Origin of the sequence: Vibrio sp. H11, from assembly GCF_004804295.1 — a bacterium.
Taxonomy (GTDB): Bacteria; Pseudomonadota; Gammaproteobacteria; order Enterobacterales; family Vibrionaceae; genus Vibrio; species Vibrio ostreae.
Window position 1 is genome coordinate 151,633 of record NZ_SSHN01000009.1, and the last position, 12,875, is coordinate 164,507.

Annotated in this window: 13 protein-coding genes; 8 read left to right on the forward strand and 5 right to left on the reverse strand. The window is 48.0% G+C overall.

Annotated features, from left to right (window positions below; genetic code table 11):
- Positions 1-100 precede the first annotated feature (100 nt).
- A complete protein-coding gene (gene queC / locus E6C74_RS14835) occupies positions 101-790 on the reverse strand; it encodes a 7-cyano-7-deazaguanine synthase QueC (protein ID WP_136486590.1) in 690 nt (229 codons plus the stop codon).
- Positions 791-800: 10 nt separating this feature from the next.
- On the reverse strand, positions 801-1,469 hold the full coding sequence (gene queE, locus E6C74_RS14840) for a 7-carboxy-7-deazaguanine synthase QueE (protein WP_206208415.1): 669 nt from the start codon (positions 1,467-1,469) through the stop codon (positions 801-803).
- Between the two features lie 255 nt (positions 1,470-1,724).
- Here queE and yidA point away from each other — a divergent pair, with 255 nt between their 5' ends.
- Complete coding sequence (gene yidA / locus E6C74_RS14845; protein WP_136486594.1) at positions 1,725-2,549, forward strand: sugar-phosphatase; 825 nt, start codon at positions 1,725-1,727, stop codon at positions 2,547-2,549.
- A 72-nt stretch (positions 2,550-2,621) separates the two neighbouring features.
- On the opposite strand, the gene E6C74_RS14850 is transcribed toward yidA, so the two are convergent.
- A complete protein-coding gene (locus E6C74_RS14850) occupies positions 2,622-3,563 on the reverse strand; it encodes a bifunctional precorrin-2 dehydrogenase/sirohydrochlorin ferrochelatase (protein WP_136486596.1) in 942 nt (313 codons plus the stop codon).
- Positions 3,564-4,025: 462 nt separating this feature from the next.
- Here E6C74_RS14850 and E6C74_RS14855 point away from each other — a divergent pair, with 462 nt between their 5' ends.
- The 6 genes from E6C74_RS14855 to E6C74_RS14880 all read left to right on the forward strand — a co-directional run bounded on the left by E6C74_RS14855 (position 4,026) and on the right by E6C74_RS14880 (position 9,904).
- Positions 4,026-5,054: an amino acid ABC transporter substrate-binding protein gene (locus tag E6C74_RS14855; RefSeq protein WP_136486598.1), complete on the forward strand. Its 1,029-nt coding sequence runs from the start codon at positions 4,026-4,028 to the stop codon at positions 5,052-5,054.
- Positions 5,055-5,142: 88 nt separating this feature from the next.
- Positions 5,143-6,351 carry an amino acid ABC transporter permease gene (locus E6C74_RS14860; protein ID WP_136486601.1) on the forward strand — a complete coding sequence of 403 codons (1,209 nt, stop codon included), beginning with the start codon at positions 5,143-5,145 and terminating at the stop codon, positions 6,349-6,351.
- 1 nt (position 6,352) lies between these two features.
- Entirely contained in the window at positions 6,353-7,450 is a 1,098-nt protein-coding gene (locus tag E6C74_RS14865; protein WP_136486603.1) for an amino acid ABC transporter permease, read from the forward strand.
- A 22-nt stretch (positions 7,451-7,472) separates the two neighbouring features.
- The gene (locus E6C74_RS14870) at positions 7,473-8,228 is read left to right on the forward strand and encodes an amino acid ABC transporter ATP-binding protein (RefSeq protein ID WP_136486605.1); all 756 of its coding nucleotides are present in this window, start codon (positions 7,473-7,475) and stop codon (positions 8,226-8,228) included.
- Between the two features lie 413 nt (positions 8,229-8,641).
- The gene (locus E6C74_RS14875) at positions 8,642-9,304 is read left to right on the forward strand and encodes a Bax inhibitor-1/YccA family protein (RefSeq protein ID WP_136486607.1); all 663 of its coding nucleotides are present in this window, start codon (positions 8,642-8,644) and stop codon (positions 9,302-9,304) included.
- Between the two features lie 270 nt (positions 9,305-9,574).
- On the forward strand, positions 9,575-9,904 hold the full coding sequence (locus E6C74_RS14880; RefSeq protein ID WP_136486609.1) for a TusE/DsrC/DsvC family sulfur relay protein: 330 nt from the start codon (positions 9,575-9,577) through the stop codon (positions 9,902-9,904).
- A 37-nt stretch (positions 9,905-9,941) separates the two neighbouring features.
- Here E6C74_RS14880 and yccX read toward each other — a convergent pair whose 3' ends face one another.
- Entirely contained in the window at positions 9,942-10,217 is a 276-nt protein-coding gene (gene yccX, locus E6C74_RS14885) for an acylphosphatase (RefSeq protein WP_136486669.1), read from the reverse strand.
- Positions 10,218-10,483: 266 nt separating this feature from the next.
- Between yccX and E6C74_RS14890 the strand changes: the two genes are divergently transcribed.
- Positions 10,484-11,677, forward strand: coding sequence for a class I SAM-dependent methyltransferase (locus E6C74_RS14890; protein WP_136486611.1), 1,194 nt, complete (start codon positions 10,484-10,486; stop codon positions 11,675-11,677).
- Between the two features lie 143 nt (positions 11,678-11,820).
- Here E6C74_RS14890 and E6C74_RS14895 read toward each other — a convergent pair whose 3' ends face one another.
- Positions 11,821-12,741: an EamA family transporter gene (locus tag E6C74_RS14895; protein ID WP_136486613.1), complete on the reverse strand. Its 921-nt coding sequence runs from the start codon at positions 12,739-12,741 to the stop codon at positions 11,821-11,823.
- Between the last annotated feature and the right edge of the window lie 134 nt (positions 12,742-12,875).

Consider the following 12,875-nt stretch of genomic DNA (forward strand, 5'->3'; position numbering starts at 1 on the left):
CAAAAACAACGGGCCGATACCTTGTCTACAAAGATATCAGCCCGTTACTGTGTTTAATTTGTCTTGTTAATTGCCGACGCAGTTTACCTACTGGTTCTGCTTACTGATCCTGTTTACTGACCAGTGCCGCCATGACCGCCTCACGATTTTCTAGGTAATCATTCAGCCCCGCTTTACGCAGGTGACAAGATGGGCAATCACCGCAGCCGTCACCGATGATGCCGTTGTAGCACGTCAGTGTTTCATTGCGTACCAATTCCAGCGCGTCATTTTGGTCAGCCATCGCCCAGGTTTCCGCCTTATTTAGCCACATCAGTGGCGTGCGGATCTCGAGCTCACGATCCATTCCCTGCACTAATGCGTTATTCATCGCTTTGACGAAATCGTTACGACAATCAGGGTAACCAGAAAAATCGGTCTCACACACGCCGGTGATAACGGATTGTGCGCCGATTTGATAAGCGTAGATGCCCGCTAAAGTGAGAAACAGAATATTGCGACCTGGCACAAACGAATTTGGCAGACCATTTTCCTGCAATTCATGGGATACCGCAATATCATCGCGGGTCAGTGAGCTGATCGCCAGTTCATTAAGCAACCCCACATCCATGACTTTATGTGCGGCGACACCCAGTTTCTTTGTCAGCGCCTGAGCCACTTCAATCTCAAGCTTATGGCGCTGGCCATAGTCGAAGGTAATCGCATGGACTTCGTCGAACTCCTTGAGGGCCTGGACCAGACAAGTCGTTGAATCCTGACCACCACTAAAGACGACCACTGCTTTTTTCATGAAATTCACCTTATGCAATGCTGAGATATTTGTGAGTCTGAATAGATAAACGCCAGTTCCGCGCAATACAAGCGTCGATACACAGTTGTGTTGCTCGTGGTTTCTGGCTGATCGGCTGCAGCGCAACCACGGTTGATGATGGAACGTTAGCTCGTGCAAGCAGCTCTTCGAGATTGGTGATGTCTTTTTCAGTCGCCACCGGATGCTTAATTTCATTAGCACGCAACAGCGCCGAATCCACGACAGGCAGTTTACCTTTCATCGCTACTTTAGGTGACACTGTCACCCAGGTATTAGCACTGGCTTTGACTTCAAACGTACCGCTGGTTTCAATCTGGCAACGACAACCGATCTGCTCAAACGCCTGTGTTAAAGGCACCAGATCGTAAATGCAAGGCTCGCCGCCGGTGATAACGATATGTTTAGCCGAATACCCCTGTGAACGATAACGCTCGATGATCTGCTGAGCTGATGCGCTGCACCAGGTTGGATTGTCTTCGGTTTTTACCAAAATTTCATCAAAGGAACGCTCTTCGGCAGGCGTTGCATCCCAAGTCTGTTTGGTATCACACCAAGCACAACCCACAGGACATTCTTGCAGACGAACAAATACTGCAGGAACGCCGGTGAATACACCTTCGCCCTGGATCGTCTCAAACATTTCATTCACTTTATACAAGGTAACTTTGCCTAAACTTGCTAACTAAAAATTACAGGTCGCTGACCTTAAAGTATGCGTCGATGAAGGTCAATTCAAAACACTGCTGCGATCACAAAAATCATGGGATTAACTGGAGCGTTTTATGCTCAGCAATCCATATGGACAGTTCAAAAAACAGACTGAGTTTCGAGGTTCATTTTCACTCAAAACGCGCATTATGTCATATTTTAGGTATAATCTGGCGTTTGGACAGGTAAAGAATTTAGGTAAGACATGTATAAACTGATTGCGCTCGATATGGATGGCACCCTTCTAAACAGCCAGAAGCAAATTTCCCCACGAACCAAACAGGTAATTACTCGGGCTCGTGAGCAAGGCATTCGTGTTGTGCTGGCGTCAGGTCGTCCAATTGATGGTATCCGCAGCAAACTGGAAGAGCTGGACATCCGTTCCGAGGACGACTTTGTCCTGCATTATAACGGCTCGATTGTTGAAAACGTGGCAACTGGTGAGGTTATTTATCAGCAAATTCTGACCGGTAAAGACGCTAAAACGGTTGCTCGCCTGGCTAAAAAAATGGGCGTAAACACGCATGCATTCAGTCAGGTACATGGCCTTATCACGCCGAAGAACAGCAAATTCACCGAAGTGGAAGCTGAAATTAATGGTGTCACTATCACTGAGATGGATTTCGAACTGCTGGAAGATGATCACCCGATCATCAAAACCATGATCGTCGCTGAGCCTGAGCTGCTCGACAAAACCATTGCTAATCTGCCGCCGCAAATGCGCGAACAGTATACTGTCGTGCAGAGCGCAGCCTACTTTCTGGAGTTTTTGAATACGGCCAGCAACAAAGGCGTGGGCGTGAAAGCCATTGCCGACCATATAGGCATCCCTGCAGAACAGGTAATTTGTATGGGTGATGCAGAGAATGATCACCATATGCTTAAATATGCCGGCCTGGGTATCGCGATGGCTAACGCCATGGAAGAAACCAAAAAAATCGCCGACTATATTACTCTGAGCAACGATGAAGATGGTGTTGCAGCAGCGATTGAGAAGTTTGCGCTTAACAAAGAAACCTGCGAAGCATAAGCCTATCTCCAAACCAAAAAAGTTAAGGCGGGATTGTTTCCCGCCTTTTTATTCGGCCTGCAGCCTGTGCTGTTAACTCTTCTCGCTGCCTTCACCAAGGACACGCTGCTGCCCTTGCAGTAAGGTGTATTGCTGCGTTCCCTTAGGAATCAGTACACAGACCCGTAACTGTTCCTGATGCGCTTGTTGCAGACGTTCTCCCAGTTGCGCCGCACTGGCAAATGCTTCCCTTTCAGCATCACGACGACACAAATCGATGAACTCAAAACCGCAGCTTGACGTATGCAGCACCAATTCAGCCTGTTGCATATAACGTAACGCTTTCAGCGGCAATAGTTCTACATCAGACCCGCATTCAATCCAGGTCACTTCGCCTTGCTGAGGCATTGGCTGTCTAATCAGCTGGGTATAGGCACTTTCCAGAGCTTCACGATTCTTGGCATTTTTTACCTCTGGCAACGCAAAAAATTGCTCCCAGAATTTGCGCCGTTCATCAACCGTCGGTAACGCACTTTTGATCGAGTTGCGTTTAGAGGCACCGAAATCTGCCAGCAGGCTCAGATTTTGCGGCAGTACAGCTTCCAATGTCTCACGCACGTTGCGAATCAGCACTGGCGAGGCACCGCCACTGGAGATGGCCAGTTGAATCCGTCCTCTCTCAATCATCGATGGCGTGATGAAATCGCAATATGGCTGATCGTCGACAACGTTGACTAAAACACCGATCGATTTGGCATCTTTATGCACTTGATGGTTAAGGTCGGGATTATCAGTCGTTGCCCATACCTGAATGTACTCTTGAGTAAGTATTGTCGAGGTATAGAAGTTTTGAATCCATTGGCATTTGCCCTCAACGACTAAGGACTGCAGAGTCGGGGCAATTTGCGGGGATACAATGGTCACTTTGGCTCCGGCACGTACCAGGGCATCAATCTTGCGGCACGCAACTTCCCCTCCGCCCACCACAAGTACCGGTTTATTTGCTAAGTCCAGAAAAAGAGGAAAATATCGCATTTTATTTTGACCACAATCTAAATAACTATTCGTTTTATGCTACCAAAAACGGTGCAAAAAAATCACTACCATCGGGAGATGAAAAAATTTATCACCAAATTTTCTCACAAAACCAGAGATTAACTCCAAATTAACCCACTAAGAATGCGTGTTAATATTAAGTTAACAGTCAATAACGTATAACCATCCTGATGCACTATCGGTGTGCTCAGTTGCACTATTTACAACCGTGCAACATTTAGCCATTCTAACTACAGCTCAGGTAAACACTCTCAAACCAAATTCTTTTCTAAATTATACATTTGAGAAAATTCAATTCCTTACCTACGCTTATAAACGGTTGATTTTTAAACAGGCGTTCACCGCCAGAATACAACCGAAATCTAATAAAAAACACTACATTTTGTGACCCCTACTTGCGGGCTCACTTGGTCAAATATGGATCATACAGGAAGGATACAAATGGCAAATAAACTAACACTTCTCGCTTCCGTCGTAGCGGCATCTACTGCCATGATGGCGAACACCGCATCAGCTGCTGAAAGCACCCTGGATAAGGTCTTAGAGCAAGGCGTCCTGACTTGTGGTGTAAGTACTGGTCTACCGGGCTTCTCAAACCCTAATTCCAAAGGTGAATGGGAAGGGATCGATGTTGAATATTGTCAGGCTTTGGCCGCTGCTGTGCTAGGTGACAAAACTAAAGTTAAATACGTACCTCTGACCGCAAAAGAACGCTTCACTGCTCTGCAGTCAGGCGAAATCGACGTGCTGTCCCGCAATACGACCTGGACTCTGCATCGCGACAGCGCCCTGGGCCTGAACTTCGTTGGCGTTAACTACTACGATGGTCAGGGCTTCATGGTCAAAAAAGACCTCGGTATCAGCAGCGCCAAGGAACTCGACGGTGCATCTGTCTGTGTTCAATCAGGTACAACAACTGAACTCAACCTTGCTGACTACTTCCGTAACCAAGGTATGAGCTATAAGCCAGTAGTATTTGATACTGCAGCGCAAACTTCGAAAGGTTTCGATGCTGGTCGCTGTGACGTGCTGACTACCGACCAATCTGGTCTGTACGCACTGCGTCTGAACCTGCAATCTCCAGATTCAGCCATGGTACTGCCAGAAATCATTTCTAAAGAACCTCTGGGGCCAGTCGTGCGTCAGGATGATGACAAATGGTTCAACGTAGCCAAGTGGACACTGTTTGCTATGGTTAACGCAGAAGAATACGGCATCACTTCGCAAAACGCTGATGCAATGCTGAAATCAGATAACCCTGAGGTCAAACGTATTCTGGGTGTAGATGGTCCGAAAGGTTCAGGCCTGGGTATTCGTGACGACTGGGGCTACCAAATCGTGAAACAAGTCGGTAACTACGGTGAAAGCTTTGAGCGCACGGTAGGTAAAGGTTCGCCTCTGCAGATCTCCCGTGGTGTCAACGCACTGTGGAATGCTGGCGGCTTTATGTACGCGCCACCTATCCGTTAATGCAGAGTGTCCGTAAATAGACATTGACAACCTTTGGGCGGCTTAACACGCCGCCCTCAGTCAAAAATGGATATGAGGTTATCGCTGTATGAAACCTACCAATACTTCTGTGCCAAAGTCAGCGGCCCCTGCTGCGGCTAAGAGCACAAGCTTACTCTACAATCCCACTTTCCGCTCGGTCGTTTTTCAGATTATTGCTGTGTCCGTGCTGGTTCTTTTTTTCTACACCATTGTCAGTAATACGCTGAATAACTTGGAATCACGCGGTATCGCGACCGGTTTTGGTTTCCTTGACCAACCGGCAGGGTTCGGGATCGGCCTTAGTCTGATCGACTATGACGAAACCTACTCCTACGGACGTACATTTGTTGTAGGCCTGCTCAACACGGCGCTGGTGTCGATTCTAGGTATTATTTTCGCTACCGTCATCGGATTCATTCTGGGTATCGCCCGTTTGTCATCCAACTGGCTGGTCAGCCGGCTGGCAGCGGTATACATTGAAACGTTTCGTAATATCCCCCTTCTGCTTCAGATCTTCTTCTGGTATTTCGCTGTGTTACAGGCTCTGCCGTCACCGCGTCAGAGTATGAGCCTGGGCGAAGCGATCTTTCTGAACGTTCGGGGGCTGTACTTCCCGGCACCGGTTTTTGAATCCGGGTCCAATGTGGTGGTGATTGCGTTTGTTTTGGGCATTATTGCCACATTCGCTATCGGGGTTTGGGCTAAAAACAAACAAAAGCTCACCGGTCAGCAAACGCCGATGGGGCGCATCGCACTGCTGCTGTGTATCGGTCTGCCAGTGATTGTCTACTTTATTATGGGTATGCCAATTTCTGCGCAATATCCAGAGTTAAAGGGTTTTAACTTCCGTGGTGGTATCAGCATCATTCCTGAACTGGCTGCTTTATTGGTTGCATTAAGCGTTTATACCGCTGCCTTTATCGCAGAAATTGTCCGTTCCGGTATCAATGCGGTTAGCCATGGTCAGACCGAAGCGGCCATGTCGCTGGGCTTACCACGCGCTAAAACCTTGAAACTGGTTGTCATTCCACAGGCACTGCGCATCATCATACCGCCACTAACCAGCCAATATCTGAACCTGACCAAAAACTCATCACTGGCGATGGCGATTGGTTATCCGGATTTGGTGTCTGTGTTCGCCGGCACCACGCTAAACCAGACGGGTCAGGCCATTGAGATCATCGCCATGACCATGGGTGTGTATCTGGCACTTAGCCTTATCACATCAGCACTGATGAACCTGTATAACCGTAAAGTTGCTTTGGTGGAGAGATAAGATGACAACACATCAGTTTCAACCTAGCTTGCCGCCACCAGCCAACACCACAGGTCTGGTCGGCTGGCTGAAGAAAAATCTGTTCAATGGTCCGGTTAATTCGGTGGTTACTCTGATTCTGGCTTACTTTGCCATCTCAGGAATCTGGTCCGTACTGGATTGGGCAATCATCAAGGCTGACTGGATCGGTACGACACGTGATGCTTGTAGCCGGGATGGCGCGTGCTGGGTTTTCATCAGCGTGCGCTGGGATCAGTTTATGTACGGCTTCTACCCGACGGAAGAATTATGGCGCCCTCGCCTGTTCTTCGCCACGCTAGCTATCTTCGTCGCATTACTTGCGTATGAAAAAACGCCAAAACGTGGCTGGTTATGGCTGTTCTTTATCTTCGTCTATCCGTTCATCATGGCCACATTATTGTACGGTGGAGTCATGGGACTAGAGGTGGTAGATACCCACAACTGGGGTGGTCTGCTGGTCACGCTCATCATCGCTCTGGTCGGTATTATTGCCTCTCTACCCATTGGTATCGTGCTGGCACTCGGCCGTCGTTCAGACATGCCGGTTATTCGCAGCCTGAGCACGGTTTACATCGAAGCCTGGCGTGGTGTGCCGCTTATCACCGTACTGTTCATGGCTTCGGTCATGTTGCCGCTGTTCCTGTCTGAAGGCTCAGAAACAGATAAATTGCTGCGTGCCCTGATTGGTGTGGTGATGTTCAGCTCCGCCTACATGGCCGAGGTTATCCGCGGTGGTTTGCAGGCGATACCAAAAGGTCAGTACGAAGCTGCTGATGCTCTGGGTCTGAGCTACTGGAAGAAAATCGGCCTGATTATTATGCCGCAGGCATTAAAAATCACCATTCCGTCGATTGTGAATACTTTCATTGGTCTGTTCAAAGACACCAGTCTGGTGCTGATCATCGGTATGTTCGATGTGTTGGGCATCGGCCAGGCCGCCAATACCGATCCGGACTGGTTAGGTTTTGCCACAGAAAGTTATGTATTTGTCGCGTTAGTGTTCTGGGTGTTCTGTTTCGGCATGTCGAGATACTCAATTTGGCTCGAAGGCAAACTCCACACCGGCCACAAACGATAAGAAATGATTCAAGGAACGTATTATGACGCCACAAAACTCAAATGAAACCATGATCTCTATTAAAGACATGAACAAGTGGTACGGCGAATTTCACGTACTGAAAAACATCAACCTGGAAGTAAAGAAAGGCGAACGCATCGTTATTTGTGGTCCATCCGGGTCAGGGAAATCGACCATGATTCGCTGTATCAACCGCCTCGAAGAACACCAGAAAGGACAGATCGTTGTCTCCGGTAACGAGCTGACTGAAGATTTGAAAAACATCGAAGCAGTGCGCCGTGAAGTCGGTATGTGCTTCCAGCACTTCAACCTCTTCCCGCATCTGACGGTACTGGAAAACTGTACCCTGGCACCTATCTGGGTGAAAAAGATGCCAAAAGATGAGGCCGAAGCGATTGCGATGAAATTCCTGAAACGGGTAAAAATCCCTGATCAGGCGGATAAATATCCGGGCCAGCTTTCCGGTGGTCAACAGCAACGCGTCGCCATTGCACGCTCTTTGTGCATGAACCCGCAAGTGATGCTGTTCGATGAGCCAACATCAGCACTCGACCCAGAAATGGTGCGCGAAGTACTCGATGTTATGGTGGAACTGGCTGAAGAAGGCATGACCATGTTGTGTGTGACCCACGAAATGGGTTTTGCCAAAGAAGTGGCTGATCGGGTGATATTCATGGATGCCGGCGAAATTATCGAAGAGAACAATCCAAAAGATTTCTTCGAAAATCCGCAATCTGACCGGACACAGGCATTCCTTGCGCAGATTCTGCATCACTAAGTTGCAGACATGACTGGCTTGTAATCAAGCACGTATGCAAGTCGCAGACTGATGCAAATACCCCTTAAAGAGGCGAACAATCGCCTCTTTATTTTTTTGCGGCTATATCAATTTTAGCTCCACATTCACTTGGCATATCGTGCTATCAGACCCCTCATTTCATTACAGCTGAGAATACAAAGCGACATTAGCGTGATGACTAACAATCATTTTTAAAAATAATATTATCAATCATACAATTAGTGATACGAAGCCAACCAAGGTGGTAATAGTGTGTTACAATTTGAACCCACAACAATTCGCCGTTTTTGGTTAAAATTTACGGTACGTGGATGCGGCAGAGACTTGAAAAATGGAACTTTTGCCCGCATAAATGGCCATATAAACATCACAACCTTTCTATGAGGAAGATTATGAACAGTCCTATGTATTCACGCACCTCGTCTTATGACAGTGCATTACAAACTAACAAGGTGCTGAGAAACACTTACGCACTGCTTTCAATGACACTGCTATGGTCTGCGGTTGTGGCTGGTATCTCAATGACGATGAACCTTCCTCGCCCAGGAATCATCATCATGCTGGTCGGTTTCTATGGCCTGCTTTATCTAACTGAGAAAAACCGTAACAACGGCATGGGTCTCGTTTTCACATTCCTGTTCACCGGTTTCCTTGGTTACACCATAGGTCCAATCCTGAACATGTACATCGGTGCAGGTATGGGCGATGTGGTTCTAACCGCTCTGGGTGGTACAGCACTGGCCTTCATGGGTGCGTCTGCTTATGCACTGACCACGAAGCGTGACCTGTCATTCCTGGGTGGCGTACTGATGGCTGGTTTTGTTGTTCTGCTGATCGGTATGGTTGCAAACATCTTCCTGCAAATGCCGATGCTTCATCTGGCAATGAGCGGCATGTTCGTGCTGTTCTCAACCGGCGTAATCCTGCTGACTACTCAGCAAATCGTACGTGGTGGTGAGACAAACTACATCTCAGCGACGGTGTCACTGTACGTGTCGATCTACAACCTGTTCATCAGCCTGCTAAGTATTCTTGGCATCATGAACGACGACTAAGCCTTTGCTGGCTAAGTGAGTTGCCGTATTGGAATTCGACGCAGGCCCAAGTTGCGGAAGATAAATATCGGTAACTAAAAAGTCTATCAAGCCCGGGAGCTCTGCTTTCGGGCTTTTTGTTTTACTTATGGCTGAACCACCGAAAAAATTGAACCGCTGATGAGCGTTTGGCAAGGCTCATGATACTGCATGATAACAAGCCGATATTAGAGCTTGAGCAAAGTCATTCCCTTCGCTACCCTTAGCGCAAATCGTTCACTGGATAATAATATGTTTGAATACAACGGCAAAACTATCGACACCGATGCTCAGGGCTACCTGCTTGATTACACGGTGTGGGAAGAAGGGATGATTGACATTCTGGCCAAGGAAGAAGGCATTACGCTGACCGATGCTCATCTTGAGGTCGTGCATTTCGTGCGTCGCTTCTACGAAGAATTTAACACTTCGCCAGCGATTCGTATGCTGGTGAAAGCGATGGAAAAAGAGCACGGCCCGGAAAAAGGTAACAGCAAATATCTGTTTAAGCTGTTCCCTAAAGGCCCGGCCAAGCAAGCAACCAAACTCGCCGGCTTGCCAAAGCCTGCCAAATGCTTATAAGCGCCATTTGCCAAATCGTGAAATCCTGTAAGCCAATTTACAGGATTTCAAACCCCCGATAGTTTTTATCGGTGACACATTCGGTACGCTCTACCCGCTCGACACTGGCGGTTCTTGGCCCTTCCTGCAGCCATTGATATAACTCTTCAACCTTATCGTGGTCACCACATGCAATCACTTCCACGTCACCACTAAACAGATTTTTCGCATAACCGGTTAAACCCAATACCAATCCCTGGTGCGCGGTGTGGTAGCGAAACCCCACTCCTTGGACGACGCCCGACACAATAAACTTATCGCATTTGATCGACATGTTGCTCTCATCCCGTTCTGATTCAAAATCCGGCTGCTTGCCACCATCCCTGGTAAAGAGCCGTTTTAATATCTTCATTATCATACTGCTACGCCATGCACACAGAAGTTAATCTGCGAGCCAATTATTCAACCTATTCAAGGATAGACAATTTTATCCTGCTCCACCGTGCTTAATCTCAAAGACTATTTTTCATCTGTGTTTGCTTTTCTGCAGCAGTTCCATGAAAATACCCGCCCTTTTCTAATAATCATTTGAGTAACGCAATGACTCCTGCAATCTATCTGGTCAAAGGTCGAGAGAAATCTTTACGCCGCAAACACCCTTGGGTGTTTTCTCGTGGTATCAGCAAAATCGAAGGCGAACCTGGCCTGGGTGAAACCGTTGATGTCTATACCCACGAAGGCCAATGGCTTGCCAAAGCTGCATACTCTCCGCATTCTCAAATCCGTGCCCGTGTCTGGAGTTTTGAAAAAGAAGCCATCGATCGTGCATTTTTCGTCAAACGTATTCAGCAGGCACAACTGCTGCGTGAAGACATCATTGAGCGCGACGGTCTGACCGGTTACCGCCTGATTGCCGCTGAATCGGATGGTCTGCCAGGCATCACCATCGATAAATACCAGGATTACCTGGTATGCCAACTGTTGAGTGCGGGCGCTGAACATCAGAAAGAAGCCTTGGTTGCAGCACTGGTTGAGTGCTTCCCGCAATGTAATATCTATGAGCGCTCAGACGTAGCAGTGCGTAAAAAAGAAGGGTTGCAGGAGCGCGTCGGCGTGCTGCATGGCGAAGAACCGCCTAAATCTGTGGTGATTGAAGAGAACGGGGTTAAGATCAGTGTCGACATCGTTGGTGGTCATAAAACCGGTTTCTACCTGGACCAGCGTGACAGCCGTCAGCAGTCAATCAAATACGTGAAGAATAAAGAAGTGTTGAACTGCTTCTCATACACTGGCGGTTTTGGCTTGTATGCCCTCAAAGGCGGAGCGAAGCGCGTTATCAACGCCGATGTATCTCAGCCTGCGCTGGATACCGCTAAATTCAATGCCGAGCTGAATGAGTTCGATATCAGTAAAAAACGCGCCGTGTTCCTCAACGCCGATGTATTTAAACTACTGCGTGAATACCGTGATCAGGGTACCCAGTTTGACGTCGTGATCATGGACCCACCGAAATTTGCTGAATCAAAAGCTCAGCTTAATGGTGCGTGCCGCGGCTACAAAGACATCAACATGCTGGCGATGCAAATCCTCAAACCAGGCGGCACGCTGCTGACCTACTCTTGCTCAGGCTTAATGGATCAAGTGCTGTTCCAAAAAATCATCGCCGATGCGGCGCTGGATGCCGGTCGTGACGTAAAGTTTGTTGAACGCTTCGAGCAAGCGGCTGATCACCCGACCGATACCGCTTATCCGGAAGGTTTTTATCTAAAAGGTTTTGCTTGTAAGGTGCTGTAATTTATTTGAGTTAATAGCAATATCCGAAAAAAGAAAGGCTTCCGCGCATGGAAGCCTTTCTTTTTGATGACAGCCAGAGTTTCTGTACCGTCTTTACTGTTGACACCGTAAGTATGACTGACATACTCGTTTTCTATTCTTGCTTAAATACGAGAGTCATATGCGGGGTCAAATGGCCTGTCCCTGGGTTCACTGGATTGTGTTATCAAACACAGACAAATCAGACCTATACCAACCCAGCCAGGCAGAGGAATCACTTCACCCACCACCAGCACGGCAAGCACTGCGGCGACCACAGGCTCAAACAAAGTCAGCAACGTCGCGCTACTGGCCGATACAGAACGTAAACCGTAACCAAAGGCCAGATAACCAACAAACATCGGAATAAAAGCCATATAGCTGATAACCAGAATATGAGTGGTACGGGTAAATAGCTGCTCACCGGTAAACCATAATGACGGTAATAGAATCAACGCCGCCACACAGAACAGACTACCCATCGCGGCATCGGAGCGAATCCCTTTATCAATCATGTTCTTGGCGACCCAGGAATAATACGCATAAGATGCGCCAGCGATAATACCCAGCCCAATCCCGATGTATTTATCCATGTCAGAAGCAACGCTGCTGTCAGTGGCGGGTTTTGACAGACACAGCAAAACCATCCCAAGTACGCCCAAAAACAGGCTGAACAACCAGCGACGATTGAGGGTCTGCGCTTGGCTAAGGAAACGTTCAAACAGAGCGGAAATGAACGGAGCAGAAGCAATAGTAATAACCGTTCCGATGGCGACACCCGCCATTCGCATCGAGGAATAAAACGCCAGTGGGTAAATTGCCACGGCAATGCCACCGGACAGCAGCCGCTTTTTATCCTCCAGCAATTGATGCCAGCAACGACACAACTGTCTGCGTGCCAGCAGAGCTTGCAACAAGCCGCCAACTCCCATGGCAAACGCACCAATTGCTAACGCACTGACCTGCGGTGCAAAACTGGCTACCGTCCCTGTCGTTCCCCATAACAATGCTGCCAGCAGCACTGCCCAATGTCCGCTTTGCTTCACTTACCCGCCTTTTCTGTTCTATTCGTCTGTTTTAATTGATAAAGCCAGCCGTTTGTACGTCCGAATAGACATTACCATTCTAATCGCATGATAACGATTAACAATTAATACAAAGATTGTCCTTTCTATCACAA